Source organism: Pseudomonas sp. BF-RE-22, assembly GCF_019956155.1.
Classification (GTDB): Bacteria; Pseudomonadota; Gammaproteobacteria; order Pseudomonadales; family Pseudomonadaceae; genus Aquipseudomonas; species Aquipseudomonas migulae.
The window spans coordinates 1-21606 of sequence record NZ_JAHBDD010000006.1; the positions used below are offsets into that span (position 1 = coordinate 1).

Sequence of the window (21606 nt, forward strand, 5' to 3'; positions counted from 1 at the left end):
CCACCGCCGCCACCACCAGAGCCGCCACCACCCCCACCATCCTTGGCCTGAGCGCTCGATATGCCGGACAGGCTGTCCGGAATCAATACGGTAGACGCCGACAAAACCGCGCCAATGGCTACTGCCAGTAAAAGCTTGTTGATGTGCATGTCGTTCTCCGTCTTTTTATTCAGGTTGGAACGTTGATGAACAATGCAACTTGCTGCTCGATTCAGTGGGAGAACACTGCAACGTTCCGGTTTATTCAGTGGCAACGTCGATGAACGATGAACGGTACGAGTCGACCCTGTCCCGGGGTCAGTGAATGCTCGAGGCCAGTTCGAATATCGGGATGTACATCAGGATCACGATGACCCCGATCAACAGGCCGATGAAGGTCATGAGCAAGGGTTCGAACAAGCGTACGAACCATTCGATCCAGCGGCTGATTTCTTCGTCGTAGAAATCCGCGCTGCGTTCCATCATTTGTCCGAGGTTGCCGGACTGCTCGCCGGCACGCAGCAAGCGCAGGGACACCGGTGTCACGAGGTGATTGAGCTCCAGCGCCGTCGACAGCGATTGCCCCTCGCGCACCCGCTCGCAGGCCTGGTCCAGGCGCACGCGGGAGGCCGCGGTGAGCAGGCCACGGACCATGCCCATGGCGGTGACGAGGGGGATGCCGCCCTGCAGCAGAATCCCCAACGAGCGATAGAAGCGCGCCAGTTCGTACATGAAGATGCGTTGATGGACTGCCGGGAGTTTTTCGATCACCCGGTCCACGCCCCGGCGAAAGGCCGGTTGGCGCTGGAGGAAGGCGAGGGCGACGACGACCGCCGCCAAAGTGCCGAAGAATTCGCCCTGATGAGCATGCAGGAACATCCCGCTGTTCATCAGCACTTGTGACAGCCACGGCAGGTTATTGCCCAGCCCTTCGAACACCAGGCTGAAGCGCGGCACCACGTAACCCATCAGAAACAGCACCACGCCACCTCCCACCACCAGCAACAGCATGGGGTAGATCGATGCGCTGACGATCTTCTGTCGAACCTCGTCCATGCGCTGGCGATAGCTGACATAGCGGCCCAGCGCATCACCCACCGCGCCGGTCTTCTCGCTGGACTGCACCAGCGCCACGTAGAGCGGTGGGAAAACCGCTGACAATTGACCCAACGCCTGGGAGAACGATTTGCCCTCATAAAGCAGGCGCACCAGTTCACTCAAGGTTTTGCGGGCCTGTGGCGCGGTTTCTTTTTCCGCCAGGCTTTCCAGCGCATCGATCAACGGCAGGCCGGCGTTGAGCAGGGTGGTCAGCTCCTGGCTGAACAGCACCAGGTTGAACGTCTCGCGCTTTTGCAGACGCAACGCCCGCCAGTGCTTTTCGGCTTGCAGGCTGACGACCCGCAGGCCCTGGTCTTCGGCAATGCGTCGGGCCTCGCTGTCCCCATGGGCCTCGACCGTCATCGAGACCACGCCAGCCTTGCCGACGGCCTTGAGATGAAAGCGCATGCTCGCCTCCCGTCACTGCCAACTGGTGATTTCGGCGTTTTCGCCTTCGCCGCCGGGTTGACCGTCCTTACCCATGGACAACAGGTCGTATTCACCGTTTTCGCCGGGGTAGCGGTAGGTGTAATTGCGGCCCCACGGATCCTGCGGCAGTTTTTTCGCCAGGTAGGGGCCGGTCCAGCGGGTTTCATCACTGGGCGCGGTGACCAGCGCCTGCAAACCCTGTTCGGTCGACGGGTAATGGCCGACCTCCAGGCGGTACAAATCCAGCGCTTTGCCCAGGCCTTCGATTTGCGCCTTGGCCACCTTCACTTCGGAGCGGCCGAGTTGGGCGAAATACTTCGGCGCGACGATGCCGGCCAACAACCCCAGCACCACCAGCACCACCAACAGTTCGAGCAACGTGAACCCGCGTTGGGCTCGCGGTGAGCCGTTACGCGGGGCACAACACAGACGATGATTCATGATGACCTCACACAGTCGGCAGAAGGGTCGCCACAGAGGCTCATGCAATTGCCATGCTCACCCCCGGACATCCTGCCGCAACCCCTGAATTACTGGCCTTCGCGCTTACGGCACAGTGCTTGCGTATGGCTGGTTCACTACCGGTCATTGGGGCAATAGCCCCATTTTTCGGGGCCGGTCAGGGGAGACAGAATAATGAAAACACTCACCACTGGACTGCTCGGCTGCATGCTGCTGGCAGGCACAGCTCAGGCCGATGTATTCGTTTCCGTGGACAGCAAGGGCAGCTACGTTTTGTCCAATGTCCACCGCCCCGGCCGTACCTATGAACGGGTGATCCGCGAGCCTGAATCGGCGCAGGTCAGCCTTGATCAACAGCCACAGATGATTGCCCGGCAACCCTATGCCGAGCTGGTTTCGGCGGCCGCCAAGGCCAATCAATTACCGGCGGCGCTGTTGCATGCGGTGATCCAGGCCGAGTCCCACTATGACTCCGGCGCGACCTCATCGAAGGGGGCTGGCGGGCTGATGCAATTGATGCCCGACACCGCCCGGGAAATGGGCGTGACCAACGTCTATGACCCCAAGGCCAACATTCAGGGCGGGGCCAAATACCTCAAGCGCCTGATGACCCTGTTTGACAACGACATCGCGCTCGCCGTGGCGGCCTACAACGCCGGGCCGCAAGCGGTGCTGAGCCGTGGCGGGGTGATCCCGCCGTTCGCCGAAACCCGCCGTTATGTGCCGAGCGTGCTGCGCCAGTATCGCCGCTTGCAAGGCCTGGCCGTGGATGCGCCGCTGTGATGGGTGATGGCCCCACATGTGGGGCAACACATTCATCTGTAGGAGCCGGCTTGCCGGCGAAAGCATTTTCACAATCACCACCTGTCCACAAATCCGATCGCCAGCAAGCCGGCTCCTACAGGTGTGGGCGTCTTGGTGGAATCAGAGGGCAACCCGAATGGTGGGGATTGGGTGGGGAATATCCCCCGACTTATCAAGTCGTTTACGTAGCTAGCTGAAAAATAACAAAAAAATTTATGGCATGCGGATTGCTCAAAGGGATTTGTCGAGAATCATTCCCGTGAGTACCCAAAGCGAGGCCCGTGATTATGACCGGCATACCCCACGCTCATCATTTGGTTAACTTGCTGCTGCTTGTTGCACCCCTGTTTGGCATCGAGTTGGCCGAAGCCGCCGTGCGTTGTGAACGAAATCTGGTGGCGAACGTCGTGGCGCTGGATCAACCGCTCATGTTCAACCGCCTCGGCGCACAAAACGCCAACGGCATGATGTTCGCCCTGCGTCGTGATGTGGTCGACGATCACAATGTGTCCCTGGCCTACGGTGGCGCAGCGGTGCCGGGCAAGGTTTCGCTGCGGCCCGACAAGCGTCCGCGTCCATTGGTGTTGCGCGTTGCCGCCGGTGACTGCCTGACCATCAATCTGCAGAACCTGCTGGCCTATCAGGCCAACCCTGGCAGTCACGACAGCGGCGAGGAAGAAGAGGGGGAAATCGAGGGCGAGGTAGAAATCGGCAACGCGGAGCAGTTCAAGGTTGATGAGCAGGTCACCGACCGCCACGTCGGCTTTCAGGTCAACGGTCTGCAGGCGGTCAACAGCATTGACGACATTTCGGCCTACACCGGACGCAACCCCAATACGCTGGTTGCCCCCGGCGCGACCCGTTCCTACACCTTGTACGCCGAGCGTGAAGGGGCGTTCGCCGCCAGCAGCCGCGGTGCAACGTTCGGTGGTGAAGGCGATGCGGGCAACGTCGCCAATGGCCTGTTCGGCGAAGTGGTGGTGGTGCCCAAGGGCGGCCGCACCTATCGCAACACCGTGACCGAAGAAGAAATGCGCCTCGCCAGCACCGGCCGCACGCCGGCCGGTCAACCGATTGTCGATTACCAGGCACGCTACCCGCAGCGTGAACCGTGGATTCGTGAAGGCAAGGCCGGCACGCCGATCATCAACATGGTCGACGGCAACGAAATCATCTCCAGCGAGAGCGATGCGATCGTCATGGGCAGCTACGCCGACGGCAGCTTCCCACCGTCGACCTATCCGCTGGAAGCCATCGGCAAACGCAACCCGGCGCTGCCTAACCGGCTGGAACCGTTCCGCGATTTCGCCTCGCAATTCCAGGATGAAACCGCCGCGACCCAGGCATTCCCCGCGTACTGGGAAGACCCGGTCATGGGCCACGTGCTGGAGCCGACCCGCGATTCGTTCATGATCAACTACGGCTCCGGCGGCATGGGCGCCGAAGTGGTGGCCAACCGGTTAGGCGTCGGGCCGATGCACGATTGCCTGTCTTGTGCCTATGAAGAATTCTTCCTCAGCTCGCACACTGTCGGCGACGTGGCGATGCTGGTGGACGTACCGGCCAACGCCGGTCTGGAAAGCATCCGGCCGGGCGAAACACCGCGCGCCGATCAGGTCGGGGTCAAGGCGACGATGGCGCTGTATCCATCCGAGCCGTCCAACGTCAACCACAGCTACATCGGTGACTTCGTCAAATTCCGCAACACTCACAACGGCCACGAACAACACATCTTCCACCTGCACGGGCACCAGTGGCTGTTCAATCCCAACGACGACAACTCTGACTACGTGGATGCCCAAGGCATCGGGCCGGGCGCCGGCTACACCTATGAAATCGCCAACGGCGGGTCGGGCAACCGCAATCGCGTCGCCGGTGATGCGATCTATCACTGCCACTTCTATCCGCACTTCGCCCAAGGCATGTGGAGCATGTGGCGGGTGCATGACGTGTTTGAAGAAGGCACCCGACTTGAGGTGTCCCAGCAGGGCGCCGACGGTTATCACAGCGAACCTTATGCACTGCGCAGCGGTAAACCGGCCGCTGGCGCCCGGGCCTTGCCCGATGGCGAGATCATTGCCGGCACGCCGATTCCAGCGGTCGTGCCGCTGCCGGGCAAAGCCATGGCGCCGATGCCGGGCAAGGTCGTGGTCGTGCCGAAAGTCGGCGAGACCCTGGTGGCTGGCAATGATGATGAAGACGGCGACGGTGAGCAAAGCGGTGGCGCCCAGGCCATTGGCTCCCTGGCGCTGGTTGACCGCAGCTACGCCAACCGCAACACCGACGGCAGCCTGAAAAACCCTGGATATCCGTTCTGGATCGGCGGCATGGAAAGTTCGGTCGGCCAACGTCCACCAACCCCACCGCTGGACATGCTCGACGCCGCCAAGGCCTATGCCTTGAAAACCAGCGGCAATGCCTTGTGGGCCAACCTCGATCCGGCGCAGTCCGGTGGCTGGGACGGCGGTTTGGGACGCCATTCCCTGGACGGTTTCTCTGCCGGTGGCGAGGCGAACACCGTGACCACCTCGCTGGATTTCTCCAAGGAAGTGACCCGCGCCAAAGCGCTTTACCTGCCGGAAGAGGGCACCGAAGTCGAACAGGCGGCCATGGCCTTCCACGCGAAAAAAGACCACCCGAGCTTCGCCGTGCTGCCCGGCAATCAAATCGTCGCACGCGCCTTCCGCACTAACGGCGCGCTGCCAGTCGCCGGTGCGCCTTTCTACGAACCGTGCATGGACGACCGGCAGAAACGCCTGACCAGCAGCGCCGGCATGGGCGAGTTTTTCAGCGGCGAACGGCTCGACGGCATGTCCTTCAGCGGGGCCTCGACCTTCACGGCTGACCGGCCACGGGTCTACAAAGCGGCGAACATCCAGTTCGATGCGGTCTACAACAAGGTCGGCTACCACTTCCCGCAAGCGCGCATTCTGGCCCTGTGGGAAGACGCCTGGCCGGTGATCACCAAGCAGCGTCCGCCAGAGCCTTTGGTGATGCGCATGAACACCCTCGACTGCGTGCAATACCAGCAAACCAACCTGGTGCCGGCCACCTATGAAATGGACGACTATCAGGTGCGCACGCCGACCGACGTGATCGGCCAGCACATTCATTTGCCGAAATGGGACCTGACGGCGGCGGACGGTTCGGCCAACGGCTGGAACTACGAAGACGGCGTACTTTCCCCCGGTGCGGTGCAAGAACGTATCCACGCCATCCGCGAGTTCAACCAATGCCAGGGCACCGACCCGCGTGACGGCACACCGGCCTGCCCGAAAGCTAAAAACCACCCGTACTTCGGCCAGTTTGGCCGGGCCGACTGGGTCGGGGCGCGCACCGCGATGCAGCGCTGGTTTGCCGACCCGGTGGTGAACAGTAAAGGCGTCGACCGTGGCCTGGGGACCATTTTCACCCACGATCACCTCGGGCCATCGACTCACCAGCAGATTGGTCTGTACGCCACCGTGCTGGCCGAACCGGCCGGTTCCACCTGGTTCCACGCCGAAACCGGCGAACCGTTGTACAGCGGCGCGCGCCAGGATGGCGGGCCGACTTCGTGGCAAGCCGTGGTGTCCACCGGCGATCTGGATGGCGACGGCAAGAACGACAGCTTCCGTGAGTTCTTCCTTGAGTACAGCGACTTCCAGCATGCCTATGAAGCCGGTGTGTACGTGGGCGCGGGTCCCAATGGGGTGCCGAATCCACAAGCGTTCCCGGCCACTGCGGACAGTTTCCGCTACGCGATCAATCCGCCGGTGCGCAACAACGCCAGCACCCTGTTGGACGGCATTCTCGAAGTGCAGGGCGGTATGGTCCCCGGTTGTCCGAGCCGGCCGTGCCCACAAGCGATCTCGGTCGATGACCCCGGCATGTTCGTGGTCAACTACCGCAACGAACCGCTGGCCCTGCGGGTATACGACCCCTACAAGATCGGCCCGGACGGCAAGCGCGGCATGCAGGCCTACGGCCTCGGCGGCGATCTGGCGTACGCCATGCAAAGCCGCACCGACCGTGCGATCCCGGCGATGAACCAGGCGCCGAACCTGATCACCGCTGCCACCGGCCCGACTGGCGGCACCACCTTGTTCCCGCCGCACATCAACCGTGGCGGCGCGGAACCGGGTGATCCGTTCACGCCGATGCTGCGTACCTACACCGGTGACAACGTGCGGCTGCGGGTGCATGCCGGCGGTCACGAAGAAGAGCACAACGTGACCCTGCACGGCGTGAAGTGGCTGCAAAGCGGTTCCGGTTACGGCAACAGCTCAAACTCGGGTTGGCGCTCGTCGCAAATGATCGGGATCTCCGAGCAGATGGGCTTCATTGCGCCGGTCTCGATGCTGTCCAGCTCGGCGGCGACCACGGGTGATTACCTGTACTCGATGGACGCCTCCCTCGAAGGTTACTGGAGCGGGATCTGGGGCGTGATGCGTAACTACACGGCCCAGCGCAGCGATCTGTTCGCGCTGCCGAACAACCCGAAACCGGCGGGGATGCGCAACACCGTGGCGTTCGACGGCACCTGCCCACGGATCAGCGCCAACCCGAACGGCATCGGCACCCGGCCGACCGTGCAACGCAACTATGAAGTGGTCGCGGCACTGGCCAACGACATTCTCGGCAATCCGCTGAACCTGGTCCTCGGCGATCCAGAGGGCATCGGCCAGCATGTCGGCGGGCCGTTGAATCCGGCGGGCGGCACCCTGGTGTACAACTCGCGGGTGGTCAATATCCCGCAGGTCACGGTGACCGATCCGGAGGATGGCGAAACCATCACCATTGGCGGGCAAAGCGGTCCGCTGCATGACCCGACCGCGATCATTTACGTGCGCAAGGCTGACCTCGACACGGTCACCGGCAAGCTAAAACCCGGTGTGCCTGTCGAACCGCTGGTGCTGCGCGCAACGGCGGGGGACTGCATCAACATCACCCTGGAAAACCGTCTGCCCATGGTCATGCCGGACCTGACCCAGACGGCGGTGATGCAAGGCATCGTCAAACGCGATCGCAACAGCGGACAGGGCTCGACCACCTTCAGCAACAACCTGATGCGGCCGTCCAGCCACGTGGGTCTGCACGCGCAATTGCTGGCGTACGACATCACCAAATCCGACGGCACCAACGTCGGCGCCAACCCGATCCAGACCGTGCCACCGCGGGTTGGCAACAGCGGCGCCTACCCGACCCGTACTTATCAGTACTACGCCGGGCACCTGGAGCGTGAAGGCAAACCGATCACTCAACTGGGCCGCAACGTCGACAACATCAACGCCACGGCCGTGGAGTTCGGCGGGTTGAATTTCACCCCGGCGGACGTGATCAAGCAACCGCAGAAAGGCCTGGGTGGCGCGATGAGCATCCTGCCGGTCGGTGCTACCTGGGTGGACGACGCGCGCAAAGTCACGGCGACGGTCACCGCACCGGGGCAGACCCCTTACCGCGACTTTGCGATGGTCTGGCAGAAAGCCTTGAACATTCGCTGGGCCAATGGCCGGCCGGTGGAAGGCATCGCTGCCGAAGGCCTCGGTGTGCCGACCGATCCGCAGGACAACTCGAGCATGGCCATCAACTACAAGGCCGAGCCGATATGGTTCCGCTTCGGCCTGGCGCCGGATGCGCCGTTCGGTCACGCCGACGGCGCGGGTTACGGCGACGTGCCCAACGCGCACATGGCGTACAGCAATGCGCTGGTGGGCGGCGATCCGCAGACGCCGGTGCTCTATGTGAAACCGGGGCAACCGTTTCGCACGCACATCCTGATGCCATCCGGGGGTAGCCGCGGCACGACCTTCCAGCTGGACGGTCACGTCTGGTCGGTCAACCCGTTCCAGTCGGAGAAGAGTGACACCAGCGGTTATCCGATGAGTACGCCTGGCGTGGGTTCGGTGCGGTTCGGGCTCAACCCGATGTCGATGTACATCGGCGCCCGCGAAAGCATCCTGCCGGCGGCGCACTTCAGCTTCATGCACCCGAGCGCCGGGGGCAGCAACGCGATACCGGGCGACTACCTGTTCCGCGATTACGGCGCCTACGGCAATACCGCCGGGCTCTGGGGCTTGTTGCGAGTGACCAACGAACCTGAACCGGCACCGTAGACGTTGTGCGACACCAGCCCTGTAGGAGCGAAGCTTGCTCGCGAAGGGGACACCTCGGTTGTAGGTGGTATGGCGGATGACGCCTTCGCGGGCAAGCCTCGCTCCTACAAGGGATCGGGTTCGCACAGGGCAAATTGTAGGAGCTGGCTTGCCAGCGATGGCGGCCGCAAGACAGGCGCAGATCTGTAAGGGGAGAAGGTGACATGAACAGGACCACTGCAATTGCCGGTTGTGCGCTGGTTGTCGGGCTGGCGCTGATCTGGCTGGGCGTCTGGCGCACGACTCCGCCCGACATGCTCAGCGAGATAGCGCTACCGGACACCTGGAGCGGTCAGACGCTGGAGCGTGACGGCGTGTCCGTAACCCTGCAAATGCAGCCATTGGCCGAGGACGGTGTGCTGCGCGAAGGCGAGTTTGCCGACGTGCTCTTCCGGGTCAGTGACAGCGCTTCGGGCCAACCCCTTTCCGGCGTCAACCCCGGTGCCTGGCTGGACCCGGAAACCGTTGCCGCCGACCTGGCCCAGGGCCGTGACCGGAGTTGCAAATCCCGGGTCGGGGTGTTCCTGAAATCGAGCATCGGCGCACGGCCGCTGCTCGACCTGAACAGCTATTTCCTGCTGGTGATGAACCGTGATGCCAGCGTCTCCGTGGTCGACCCGTCGGTCTCGGTGGGCGGTATCACCAGCACCATGGCCCGCATCGACCTCAAGCGGCCGCCGATGGATTGGGTCACACCGAAGGACAACAAACGCGTATTCATCTCCATGCCCACCGCCGGCGAAGTGGCGGTGATCGACAGCGAGCAGTTCAAGTTGATCGCCTCGGTGGCCGCCGGCACCCACCCGGTGCGCGTAGCGTTGCAACCGGACGAGCGCCTGCTGTGGGTCGGCAACAATGCGCCGAAGGCCGAAGCGTCCGGGGTCACCGTGATCGACAGTCAAAGCCTGAAGCCGCTCAAACACCTGGCCACCGGCGCCGGGCATCACGAAATCGCCTTCAGCAAGGACAGCCGGTTTGCCTTCGTCACCAACCGCGACGACGGCACGCTGAGCATCATCGACATCGCCAGCCTGACCCTCAGCAAGCAACTCAAGACCGGCTCGCACCCTTTGTCGGTGGCGTACTCGCCGCTGTCCCAGGCGGTGTATGTCGCCGACGGCAAGGACGGCACCGTGACCGTGGTCGATACCGCCAGCCTCGACGTGCGCCGGGTGATCAAGATGAAACAGGGCCTGGGCCCGATGGGGTTCAGCGCCGACGGTCGATTTGGCATCGTCCTCAACACCCTGGAAAACCAGGTGGCCGTGATCGATACCGCCACTGATTCGCTGGTCCATGAACTGGACGTGTCCGCCGAACCGTATCAACTGGTGTTCACCAAGGCTTACGCCTATGTGCGCGGGCTGGCGTCGCCCAAGGTGACGATGATCAACCTGTCGTCGCTCGGCGAAGGTCGCCAGCCGATCAGCCAGGGTTTCGAAGCCGGGCCCCAGGCGCCACGGCTGGCCGGTGATTTGCCACTGGCGTCGAGCCTTGCGGTATCGCGGGACGACAACGCGGTGTTTGTGGTCAACCCGGTGGACAACACCACCTATTTCTACGCCGAAGGCATGAACGCCCCGATGTCCGGTTACCCCAATCGCGGGCAAGTGGCGCGGGCGGCGATGGTCATCGACCGCAGCCTGCGCGAAGTCGAGCCGGGGCTGTACAGCGCGCGGGTCAAACTGCCGCCGGCAGGGCGTTTCGACGTAGCGTTCCTGCTCAACCAGCCAAACATCATCCATTGCTTCACGACGCTGGTTGAACCGGATACCCGCCTCAGCCGACACCCCGGCGTACCGAAAGTCGAATTCCTGCTCGACAACGCCACCGCCGCCCTCGGCAGCCCGTACACCGTGCGCTTTCGCATCGTTGAGGGCCAACAGAAAGCCCAGCGCAGCGGCGTGAAAGACGTGCAGGTGCGCTACTTCCGCGCCCCGACTTCGCGGGCTCGGGAAGTCGCGGCCCTTGAGGTCGGCAACGGAATCTACGAAGCCCCAGTGACGCTCGACCAGAACGGCGCCTGGTACCTGCACGTGCGTGCGGCGTCCCTTGGCGCGAATTTCGATGACAAGACCTTTGCCAGCGTTCGGGTCCTGCCCGGCGATGCCCGTTGAAGAGGAAATTGACATGAACCGATTCGCACACCGTGGACTGCTGACGTTCTGCCTGTTGACTGTCGGCGTGGGGCAAGCCCTGGCGCACTCGGCGGATGAACACGCCGGGCACGACATGCCGGCCAAAGGCGCCCGTTCGGAAAGCGCCCAGGTCAAGTTCGCCGACGTCGCGCTGGTGGACCAGAACGGCAAACCGGTGCGTCTGGAGAAGGATCTGGTGACCAACAAAATCGTGGTCATGAGCTTCATTTACACCAGTTGCACCACGGTGTGCCCGGTGGTGTCGTCGATCATGGGCAAAGTGCAGAAACAGCTGGGCGCGCGGGTGGGCACCGAGGTGCAACTGGTATCGATCAGCATCGACCCGCAGCGCGATGACGCCAAACGCCTGAACGCCTACGCCCGCAGCTTCCAGAACGGTCCGGGCTGGAGCTGGCTGACCGGCAGTGCGCAATCGATCGACGCCACCCTCAAAGGCCTCGGCACGTTCAGCGGCGACTTCAAGAACCACCAGCCGCTGATCCTCGTCGGCGACGGCAACAGCCGCCACTGGACGCGCTATTACGGCTTCACCGACCCGACCGTACTGACCCGTGAAGTGGAGAAACTCAGCGGACAGCGCAACAGCCACGCCAAACACACTGCCATTGCCATGGAGCAGCAACCATGAGAGTCATCGACTGGGTTGCGTTGAGCCTGTGCTTCTGGATTTTCAGCTCGTTGGCCTTCGCTCACGAAGGGCACGAAGAACCCGCACCCGTCGTGGCCACCGCGCAACCGGCGAGCGGCACGCGCGATGCGAAAACCTGGTTCACCGACACGCCGTTGCAGGACCAGAACGGCGAGACCCTGCGCTTCTACAGCGACGCGCTGCATAACCGCGTGGTGCTGCTGAACGTGATTTTCACCAGTTGCACGGATGCCTGCCCGCTGATCACTCGCAAGCTCAAGGACGTGCGTGAGTTGCTGGGCGACAAAGCAGACGGCATTACCTTTATCTCCCTTACCAGTGATCCGCTGCGGGATACCCCGGCGGTACTCAAGGCTTACACCTTGAAGCAGGGCGTCAATGGCCCCCACTGGCTTTTTCTCACTGGCGACAAGGCGCAAATGGATCTGGTGCTGGGGCGCATCGGCCAGATCGTGCCGACTCCCGAGCAACATTCAACGCAGCTGATTGTGGGTGACGTGGCCAACAAACGCTGGAGCAAAATCCGCCCCGATGCCCCGGCCGCCGCCATTGCCCAGCGCTTGCAATTGCTGACAATGCCCGTGGCCGGCCGCTGAGCCCGCACCATGAAAATCTCCCTGATCCTCGGCCTGTTCCTGATCGGCAATCTTCATTGCTCCGCCGATACGTTGCCCTTGAACCCTGACGAAAGTGCCGGCAAACGGCTGTACCGCGAGGGCGTGTCGGGCAGCGGTGAACCGATCATGGCGCGTATCGGGGCGACGGGCATGTTGCTGCCGGCCACCAGCCTGCCGTGCGCCAACTGCCACGGTGCCGATGGCCTGGGCCGGCCCGAGGGCGGGGTGCGTCCACCCGATCTGAGCTGGTCGCGGCTGACCAGCACCTATGGCCAACGGCACGTCAATGGCCGCAACTACCCGGCGTACACCGACGGCACCCTGGCGCGGGCGATTCAGGAGGGGCGCGATTCCGCCAACAATCGCCTCGACCCGGCGATGCCGCGGTTCGTGCTATCGATGAAGGATCAGCGCAACCTCACGGCCTACCTCAAACGCCTCGCTGATGAGCGCGACCCCGGCCTGACGCCTGACAGCTTGCACCTGGGCACGTTGTTGCCGAGTCAGGGACCGTTGGCGGAAGAGGGCGCGACGGTGGCGGCGGTACTCAAAGGCAGCGTGGCGCGAATCAACAAGGCGGGGGGGATTCATGGCCGGCAGGTGCGCCTGACGATCCTCGACCCGGGGCCGGACCCTGTCAGTGCCGGGCGGGCGCTGGATCAGTTGATCTATCAAGAGCAGGTGTTTGCACTGATTGCGCCACTGGCGCCGGCACTCGACACGCAACTGGTTTCGCGTCTGGAGCAGGCGGGCATTCCGTTGATCGGTCCGCTCTCGTTGCAGGGTACGGCGCAGAGCAGTCGACAGATTTTTGAACCGATGCCAGGGGTGCGCGAGCAACTGATCGCCCTGGCCGATTACGCCACCGGGAGTTTGCGCGTGCTCCAGGGCCCGACGCTGATTACCTACACGGACGATCCCGGTCAACGACTGGCGGCTCATACCCTGCGTCAGTATTTGCAAGATCACGCCTGGCAAAATGTCAGCCTGCAGGCCTACGACCCGGTAAAGGACCAACTGCCGCTGGGCTCGCGCTCATTGTTTTACCTGGGCTGCGGTAGCGATTTCAGCCTGCTCGCCGAAAGGTTGCAGAGGGCGGGGCAGGTTCCTTACCTGTTCGCCATGGCGAATCAGGTGGCGGGTGACCTTTTGCGAGTGCCCAGTGGTTTTTCCCGGCGGTTGTTCTTGTCCTATCCGTTCGTGCCCAGCGACTGGACCCTGGCCGGGCGCCTGGCCCTGATCCAGTTGCGCGAACAGCAGGGGCTCGGTGGCCAGCACGCGGTGCTGCAAGTCGGCGCGTTCAGTTCGATGCTGCTGCTCAGCGAAGGCATGAAGCAGGCCGGGCGCGACGCCAGCCGCGAGAAGCTGATCTATGCGCTGGAAGGCCTGCATGACTTCGACACCGGGCTGACCCCGCGCCTCAACTTCGGGCCGGGCCAGCGGCTGGGCTTGAGCGGCGCGCATATCGTCACCGTGGATTTGCCCGACCAGCGCTTCTACCTGGTCGCCCCTTACAAGCCCATTACCGCGAAACCCTGACCGGAGGCCTCGATCATGACGCTCAAGACTCTGTTGATCCTGCTGACCCTATGGCTGCCCGTGGCGTTCGGCAGCAATGGGCCGGTCGCCGCGCGGGTCAATGGCGAGGAGATTTCCCAGTTCCGCCTCGAACGCTATTTTGCCGAGTACCTGGAGGACCAGGGCCGGGCGCTGGGCAGCATTCGTAATCCCAAGGCGTACAAGCAACTTCGGCAAAAGGCGCTGGACGCATTGATCGACCGCGAGTTGCTGTGGCAGGAAGCGGTCAAGCGTGGGGTGGTGATCAGCGATGCCACCGTGCAACGCCAGGTTGAACAGACCCGGCAGGCCATTGGCGGTGCCGAGAAATTCGCTCGACGCCTGGAAGACGCGGGTTTCGACGAGGCCGGTTTTGTCGAATACACCCGCCGTGAACTCGCGGCTCAGCAGGTGTTTGCCGAGCTGACCAGCGTCGAGGGGCCGGACGAAAAACAGGTCCGCGCGTTCTATGAAGAACACCGTGCGCAGATGAGCCAGCCCGAAGCGGTGCAGGCGCGGCACATCCTGATCAAGGTTGCCCAGGACGCCGATGCCGCCACAGTCGAAGCGGCGCGGCTACGCTTGGTGCACATGCAGGCGACAATCCGCCAGGGCGCGGACTTCGCCAGCGTGGCCCGGACGGGGTCCGAAGATGCCTCGGCGAGTGAGGGCGGAGATCTGGGCTATTTTCCACGTGGACGCATGCTGCCAGCGTTTGAAGCGGCAGCCTTTGCCCTGGCACCGGGCGCAGTGAGTGAGCCGGTTCGCACGGCACTGGGCTGGCACTTGATCCAGGTGCAGAACCACAGGGAGGTGACCGATGTCACAGAGGTGCAAGGGCTTGAGATGGTCAGGGCGTACCTCGACCGACAGCAACAGGCTCAGGTTCGCCTGCAGGTTTTGGCGCAACTGCGATCGCGTAATCGAATCGAACGAATTGACGATGAATGAAGGTTCCCCCCCAATAGTGGGGAAAAGCTTCAGGGCAATTCCGTGTGCGCCCCCGCCTTTGGGGGGGCGGTGTATTTGGGCGGAAAGGCTTTTTTATGAAAATCAAACACATGCAGTGGTGAAACACCCGGCACCCAGCCTGGCATGAAGTGTGCGTTAGCCTCGGTAAGGCGAGCACTCTGCCAGGTTCGGAACTCGGGCCTGCGGTTTCAAGGAGTCCACCTTGTTAAACAAAGTACTGGTTGTCGATGACGAACAGCTTCTTGCACAAAACCTCAAGGATTACCTTGAGGCGCAAGCACTGGACGTCCGGGTTGCACATGACGGTGCGGCGGCTATCGGCGAAGCCGAGCAGTTTGCACCCGATGTGATGGTGTTCGATTACCGCTTGCCCGATATGGAAGGCTTTGAGGTGCTCGATGCCATCCGCCGGAACAGGAACTGTCATTTTGTGCTGATTACCGGGCACCCGACCGCTGAAGTCTGTGAGCGGGCCCGGCAGGTGGGAGTCAGCCATATCCTGTTCAAACCGTTTCCAATGGCGGAACTGGCCCGTGCAGTCTGTGACCTTCTGGGGATGGAGCGCGAACCCAAAGCAGGCGCGCGCACATCCGAGGGGTTTGTCGAACGACGCCAGAGCAGGACCGAGAGTTTCCCGCTGCAGTTGTACGACGGCAGTTGGGTGCTGGCGGATCGTCGACGCAATCCCTCGACGTCCAAGGCACCAGACGACGAACAATTGCTCACCGGGGAGTAGTGGCGCGACCAGCCGTTGCGGTAACCGCCGTAATTGCTCGCCGCGTCGACAGGGCTCAAAGCCCCCGGCGTTGGAGAGCAAGCCATGGACCGTCTATCCCTTGCCGTCGAACCGGCGCAGTTGGAATCCGTACCGTCGCGCTTTTCCAGTGAGCAATTGGCCCAGGCCCGATCACTGGCCGCCAGTTCCGGCGAGCGGATGCTCGAAGCCCTCGGGGTGTTGTGCGAACTGGCCCCCATGCCCTTCATCCAGTGCCTCGGCGCCACCCTGCATTATCCGGTGCTCGACACCGACAACCTGTTCAAGTCCACTCCCGTATTCGACAGGGTCACCCTGGCCCAATGCCTCAAGCGCGAATTCATCCTGCTGCGTCACGACGAGGAGATCATCGGCGTGTTCGCCGATCCGTTCGACACGTCGCGCCTGGCCTGGATCGATGACTGCCTGCACGGCGCGCCGCTGTACCTGGTGCATGCCGACGACCTGAAAGCCTATCTGGCACGTCACGAAGAGAGCTTCCATGCGGTGGAATCGCTCAACGCCCAGGCCGATGCCAACATCGAAACCGACACCCTGCAAAGCCTGTCTCTGACCAGCATCAGCGAAGACGCCAGCGTCGTCGTCAAACTGGTCAACTCGACCCTGTACGACGCCTTGAAAATGCACGCCAGCGATATCCATTTGGGCACCACCGGCAGCGGCCTGGTGATCAAGTACCGCATCGACGGCGTGCTCAACAACATCAGCAAGATCCAGGGCAGCGAGTTCGCCGAGCAGGTGATTTCCAGGGTCAAGGTCATGGCCGAACTGGACATCGGCGAGAAGCGCGTGCCTCAGGACGGTCGCTTCAAGATCGGCATCAGTGGCCGGCAGATCGACTTCCGGGTCTCGATCATGCCGAGCATCTTCGGTGAGGACGCGGTGCTGCGGGTGCTCGACAAACAGGACCTGGCGGACAAGGTCTGCGGTGTGCAGTTGCAGGCCCTGGGCTTTGAAGACGAAACCTTGCGTCAACTGCGCAGGCTGGCCGCCGAACCCTACGGCATGGTGCTGGTGACCGGCCCCACCGGCAGCGGCAAGACCACCACGCTGTACGCGATGATCACCGAGATCAACCACGGCGTGGACAAGATCATCACCATTGAAGACCCGGTGGAATATCAGTTGCCGGGCGTGCTGCAAATCCCTGTGAATGAAAAGAAAGGCCTGACCTTCGCTCGTGGCTTGCGCTCGATCCTGCGTCATGACCCGGACAAGATCATGGTCGGTGAAATCCGTGACCCCGACACCGCGCAAATCGCCGTGCAATCGGCGCTCACCGGCCACCTGGTGTTCACCACGATCCACGCCAACAACGTGTTCGATGTCATCGGCCGGTTCACCCAGATGGAAATCGATCCCTACAGCCTCGTCTCGGCGCTCAATGCCGTGCTGGCGCAGCGCTTGATCCGCCTGGTTTGCACCAGTTGCAGCGCGCCGTGCACCCCGACCGATGACGAACTGCTCGCTTCGGGTCTCGACCCCCACAACGTCGATCACTTCCACTTCGTTCACGGCAAGGGCTGCGGGCATTGCCGGGGCACCGGTTATCGCGGGCGTACGGCGATCGCCGAGCTGCTGCACCTGGACGACGAGCTGCGGCAGATGATCGTCGAGCGCCAACCGATTTCGAAAATCAAAACCCATGCGTGCAAACGAGGCTTGCGCTTGCTGCGCGAGTCGGCGCTGGAACTGGTTCAGGAAGGGCGCACCACACTCGAGGAGATCAATCGTGTCACTTTTGTCTCGTGATCGTTTTATCGCCGTGCTCGGCGCCAGTGGGGTCGGCCTCGGCCAGCGCCGTGGCAGCGAAACCCTGTGGCTGGGCAGCGTCGGTTTTATCGACGAAGGCTTCCACGCCTGGGCGGTGGCGCTGGACACCCTCGATCATCTGCTGGCCGATCACACCCACGCCGGTGCCGAGTTGAGCGTGGTGATTTCCGGGCACTTCAGCCGTTTCTGCCTGGTGCCCTGGAGCGAACAGATCAGCAGCCCTGACGAATTGCTCGGGTTTGCCCGGCTGTGCTTCGAAGACCTTTACGGCGTGCCGACGCAACCCTGGAGCCTGGTGCTCTCGCCGGAACCGGCCGGCTACGACCGGGTCGCCAGCGCACTGCCACAGGATTTGCTGACGCGTCTGCGCACCCTGGTCAGCGCCCGGGGCCTGCGCCTGCGTTCGGTGCAGCCGTACCTGATGACGGCGTTCAACCACTTCGATAAAAGCCTCGATACCGGCGACTTCCTGTTCGTGGTCGCCGAGCCGGTACGCAGCGTATTGCTGCTGGCCCGGGAAGGCCGCTGGGCCTCGGTGCGTTCGGTGGGCACCGGCGACAGCGACGCCGCACTGACCGCGTTGATCGGTCGTGAAAGCCAATTGCAGGCCTCCACCAGCGAGCGGCCACTGAACGTTTACCTGCATGCGCCCGCGCGTATCGATGTGCAACCCGACATTCCCGGCGTGCACTTGCGCACCCTTGAAGAAGACCGGACAACCGTACGCGATGGCTTGTACGTCATGTCCCGGGCGGTGGCCTGACATGCGCGCCCTGATGCTCGACTTTCAGCCGCGCCGCCGCTCGGGCCCCCTGGGCTGGAGCCTGCTGGCCGTGGGCGTGGTGTTGAGCCTGATTTGCGTGCTGGTTCAGCAACACCTCAGTGATCAGACCGCGCAACAACAGGGCCATCTGCAAACCGCCCAGCGCGTCCTCACCGGCGACAATGGCGGCACGGTCAGCCTGACCCCGGCGCAAATCCGCGAGCAGGCACAAAACCTCGCCGAGATGCGCAAGGTCTCGCAGCAACTGCGCCGGCCGTGGGAGCGCCTGTTCGCCATGCTCGAAGCCATGCCCCGGGGCGATATCGCCTTGCTGACCCTGACCCCCGATGCGCGCAAAGGCCAGGTGCGGATCAGCGCCGAGGCGAAAGACCTCGACGCCATGCTCGACTTCCACCGCAACCTGGAGGCCAGCGACGAGCTGTCCGATGTGTCGCTGCTGAGCCACGAAATCGTGGCCAACGTGCCCGAGCACCCGGTGCAATTCAACCTGTCGGCTACCTGGGAGATTGGCGATGCAAATCCCTAGACTGATCGTCCACGAATACCTGCAAGGCCTGGGCATTCCCGGTCTGGCAGGGATGGCGCTGCTGGCGTTGGCGTCGGTCTATGGCCTGGCGGGCTTGATGCCGGACTGGCAGTCGCTGCAACAGCTCAGCCAACAGACCCGCGAAGCCGGTGAATACCTGGCCAGGGTTGAGGACGGCAGCGTCGCCGCGCCGGTGGTGCCACAACGTCAGCTCGACGATTTCCGCAGCAAGCTGCCTTCGCAGCCGCAAGCCACGGTGGCGATCGACAAGATCTACGCGTTGGCGGCCCAGGAACACATCACCCTGGCACGCGGTGAATATGCCCTGGGCATCGACCCCAAGACCCATCTGGCGCGCTATCAGATTCTGCTGCCGGTGCGTGGCAGCTACCCGCAACTGCGGCGCTTCCTGCATGCCTTGCTCGGTCAGTTGCCGGCGGTGGTGGTGGAGGACGTGGAGTTCCAGCGTAAAAAGATCGCCGACACCGACCTGACCGGGCGGATCCGCATGACCCTCTACCTGTCGAGGTCATGATGAATACCAAACGCGTAGCGGGGTGGGTGGGGTTCTTCGGCGTAGCGGCGGGGTTGGCCTGGTTGCCTGATTACTGGATGTCGGCGGACGACGGCGAGGCGGCCGTCACCGTCGTGGCCACGGCGGCCAACAGCAAAACCCGCGGTGCCCTGCCTGCCGCGCCAGCCACCGGCAAAGCCGCTGTGATCAAGGACTTGAGCCCGGCGGGCGACCTGTTCGCCGCCCGCAGCTGGAAGGCTGAACCGACGCTCGCCAGCGTCACTGAACAACCCGTCAACGTGACCCCGGTGGTGACCGTCCCCAGTGCACCGCCAATGCCTTTCCAGTTTATCGGGCGCATGGATGATCGTTCAGACCAGCAAGTGTTTCTGCTGAGCGGAGAAAAAATATACGTCGTACGCAAAGGGGATGTGATCGACGAAACCTGGCGGATCGTGGGCATTTCCGATGTGGAACTGAGCCTCGTCTACCTGCCTTTGCATTTGTCCCAGACCTTGTCTATGGGGAGCACGCCATGAATAGATCCCGTTTGCTGATGAGCTTTTGCTGTGCGTGTGCCGGGCTGGTGGCGTGCAGTTCTGCCCAGGTCGCCAACAAGGAAGCGTCCGAGCTGATCGAGCAGGGTCAATACGAGGCCGGCCTGGCGCGTATTGAAGAAGGGCTGCGGGAAAACCCTCGTAATACCGAACTGCACCTGGCCCGCAACTCCGCCCACGCCAAGGCGATTACCGCGCTGCTGACCGAGGCTGACACCGACCGTTCGCACCGGGACTTCGCCGCCGCGCGCGTCAGCTACAACCGGGTGCTGACCATCGAACCGAACAACCGGCGTGCCCAGGATGCAATGCGCCAGCTCGACTACATGCGCAGCCTCGATGAAAAACTCGAGCTGGCCCGTGGCGACTTGCGTCGCGGCGACATCTACGGGGCCGACCGTCAGGTCAAACAGATCCTCGAACTGGACCCGAAAAATGAAGGCGCCCTGGAACTGCAAAGCAACATCCGTCTGGTCCAGAGCCGCAACGTCATCCAGTACCCACAACTGCGCACACGCCTGGAACGGCCCGTGACCCTGGAGTTTCGCGACGCCAACCTGAAAACCATTTTCGAGGTGCTGTCCCAGGTCGCCGGGTTGAACTTCATCTTCGACAAGGACCTGCGCCCGGACATGAAAGCCACGATCTTCGTGCGTGACGTACGCATCGAAGACGCTGTGGAACTGCTGCTGCAACAGAACCAGTTGCATCAGAAAGTGGTGAACGAAAACACCTTGCTGATCTACCCGGACTCACCGCAAAAGCTCAAGGATTACCAGGAGCTGGTGATGCGCACCTTCTACCTGACCAGTATCGATGCCAACACCGCGCTGAACATGATCAAAACCATGCTCAAGACCCGCGACGTGTTTGTCGATGAGCGCCTCAACACCCTGACCATGCGCGACTCCGAAGACGCGATCCGCATGGCGGAAAAACTCCTGCAATCGCAAGACCAGTCCAACCCCGAAGTGGTGCTGGAAGTGGAGGTGATGGAGGTCGCCACCCAACGGATTCTCGACCTCGGCCTGCAATGGCCGAACACCTTCGGCGTGGTCAACGGCGACGGTTCGCCGGTGCAGATTCTCGATCAATTGAAAGGCATCGACTCCAGCCGGATCACCATCTCGCCTTCGCCGCAGGCCAAGATCAATGCCCAGGACAACGACATCAACACCCTGGCCAGCCCGGTGATTCGTGTCAGCAACCGCGAGCAGGCGCGCATCCACATTGGTCAGCGCGTGCCGATCATCAGCGCCACGTCGGTGCCGTCGACCCAAGGCCCGGTGATCACCGAAAGCGTCACCTACCTGGACGTCGGTCTGAAGCTGGAAGTGCAGCCGACCGTGCACCTGAACAACGAAGTGGCGATCAAGATCGCGCTGGAAGTGAGTAACGCCACGCCACTGGAACCGACCCGCCAGGGCACGATTCCGGTGCAGGTCGATACCCGTAACGCCCAGACCACCCTGCGCCTGCATGACGGCGAAACCCAGATTCTCGCCGGCCTGATGCGTAACGACCATGGCGCCACCGGCAACAAGATTCCGGGGCTTGGCGACATTCCTGGCCTGGGCCGGTTGTTCGGCAGCAACAAGGACAACGTCAGCAAATCGGAACTGGTGCTGTCGATCACGCCACGGATCGTGCGCAACCTGCCGTACCAGAGCCCGTCGGACATGGAATTCCCGACCGGCACCGAAACCAGCATGCGCATTCAGGCACCGGACCGGCAGATGGAACCGCCCATTCAGAACGAGCACATCGATCGGCCGGTGGCGGCTTCAACCACTCAAGTGTTTATCGAGAAGCCTTGA

Annotated in this window: 16 protein-coding genes; 14 read left to right on the top strand and 2 right to left on the bottom strand. The window is 62.7% G+C overall.

The window, feature by feature from the left end; all coding sequences use genetic code 11:
* Nucleotides 1-297: 297 nt before the first annotated feature.
* Both KGA82_RS04020 and gspG read right to left on the bottom strand, forming a co-directional pair.
* Nucleotides 298-1485, bottom strand: coding sequence for a type II secretion system F family protein (locus KGA82_RS04020; protein ID WP_008043385.1), 1188 nt, complete (start codon nt 1483-1485; stop codon nt 298-300).
* Nucleotides 1486-1497: 12 nt separating this feature from the next.
* Nucleotides 1498-1947, bottom strand: a complete 450-nt coding sequence (gene gspG, locus KGA82_RS04025) for a type II secretion system major pseudopilin GspG (protein ID WP_008043382.1) — start codon at nt 1945-1947, stop codon at nt 1498-1500.
* A 195-nt stretch (nt 1948-2142) separates the two neighbouring features.
* On the opposite strand from gspG, the gene KGA82_RS04030 reads away from it, so the two are divergent.
* The 14 genes from KGA82_RS04030 to KGA82_RS04095 all read left to right on the top strand — a co-directional run bounded on the left by KGA82_RS04030 (nt 2143) and on the right by KGA82_RS04095 (nt 21606).
* Nucleotides 2143-2751 carry a lytic transglycosylase domain-containing protein gene (locus tag KGA82_RS04030; protein WP_192228723.1) on the top strand — a complete coding sequence of 203 codons (609 nt, stop codon included), beginning with the start codon at nt 2143-2145 and terminating at the stop codon, nt 2749-2751.
* Nucleotides 2752-3059: 308 nt separating this feature from the next.
* Nucleotides 3060-8867 (top strand): manganese-oxidizing multicopper oxidase MnxG, encoded by a 5808-nt coding sequence (gene mnxG, locus KGA82_RS04035; protein WP_223449660.1) that lies wholly within the window; start codon nt 3060-3062, stop codon nt 8865-8867.
* Between the two features lie 203 nt (nt 8868-9070).
* Nucleotides 9071-11023: a YncE family protein gene (locus tag KGA82_RS04040; RefSeq protein WP_223449661.1), complete on the top strand. Its 1953-nt coding sequence runs from the start codon at nt 9071-9073 to the stop codon at nt 11021-11023.
* 13 nt (nt 11024-11036) lie between these two features.
* On the top strand, nt 11037-11693 hold the full coding sequence (locus KGA82_RS04045; protein ID WP_223416612.1) for an SCO family protein: 657 nt from the start codon (nt 11037-11039) through the stop codon (nt 11691-11693).
* A complete protein-coding gene (locus KGA82_RS04050) occupies nt 11690-12310 on the top strand; it encodes an SCO family protein (RefSeq protein WP_223449662.1) in 621 nt (206 codons plus the stop codon). Before KGA82_RS04045 ends, KGA82_RS04050 begins: the two co-directional genes overlap by 4 nt.
* 9 nt (nt 12311-12319) lie before the next feature.
* The gene (locus KGA82_RS04055) at nt 12320-13870 is read left to right on the top strand and encodes an ABC transporter substrate-binding protein (RefSeq protein ID WP_223449663.1); all 1551 of its coding nucleotides are present in this window, start codon (nt 12320-12322) and stop codon (nt 13868-13870) included.
* A 15-nt stretch (nt 13871-13885) separates the two neighbouring features.
* The gene (locus tag KGA82_RS04060; RefSeq protein ID WP_223449664.1) at nt 13886-14839 is read left to right on the top strand and encodes a peptidylprolyl isomerase; all 954 of its coding nucleotides are present in this window, start codon (nt 13886-13888) and stop codon (nt 14837-14839) included.
* Nucleotides 14840-15062: 223 nt separating this feature from the next.
* Complete coding sequence (locus tag KGA82_RS04065; RefSeq protein ID WP_008043360.1) at nt 15063-15596, top strand: response regulator; 534 nt, start codon at nt 15063-15065, stop codon at nt 15594-15596.
* An 84-nt stretch (nt 15597-15680) separates the two neighbouring features.
* Complete coding sequence (locus KGA82_RS04070) at nt 15681-17387, top strand: GspE/PulE family protein (RefSeq protein ID WP_008034012.1); 1707 nt, start codon at nt 15681-15683, stop codon at nt 17385-17387.
* Nucleotides 17368-18171, top strand: coding sequence for a hypothetical protein (locus tag KGA82_RS04075; RefSeq protein ID WP_008034013.1), 804 nt, complete (start codon nt 17368-17370; stop codon nt 18169-18171). Before KGA82_RS04070 ends, KGA82_RS04075 begins: the two co-directional genes overlap by 20 nt.
* Nucleotide 18172: 1 nt before the next feature.
* Complete coding sequence (locus KGA82_RS04080) at nt 18173-18718, top strand: PilN domain-containing protein (RefSeq protein WP_223449665.1); 546 nt, start codon at nt 18173-18175, stop codon at nt 18716-18718.
* Nucleotides 18705-19253 (top strand): GspMb/PilO family protein, encoded by a 549-nt coding sequence (locus KGA82_RS04085; RefSeq protein ID WP_008034015.1) that lies wholly within the window; start codon nt 18705-18707, stop codon nt 19251-19253. Before KGA82_RS04080 ends, KGA82_RS04085 begins: the two co-directional genes overlap by 14 nt.
* Nucleotides 19253-19771, top strand: a complete 519-nt coding sequence (locus KGA82_RS04090) for a hypothetical protein (RefSeq protein WP_223449666.1) — start codon at nt 19253-19255, stop codon at nt 19769-19771. The genes KGA82_RS04085 and KGA82_RS04090 overlap by 1 nt, the downstream gene beginning before the upstream one ends.
* On the top strand, nt 19768-21606 hold the full coding sequence (locus KGA82_RS04095) for a secretin N-terminal domain-containing protein (RefSeq protein ID WP_008043349.1): 1839 nt from the start codon (nt 19768-19770) through the stop codon (nt 21604-21606). Before KGA82_RS04090 ends, KGA82_RS04095 begins: the two co-directional genes overlap by 4 nt.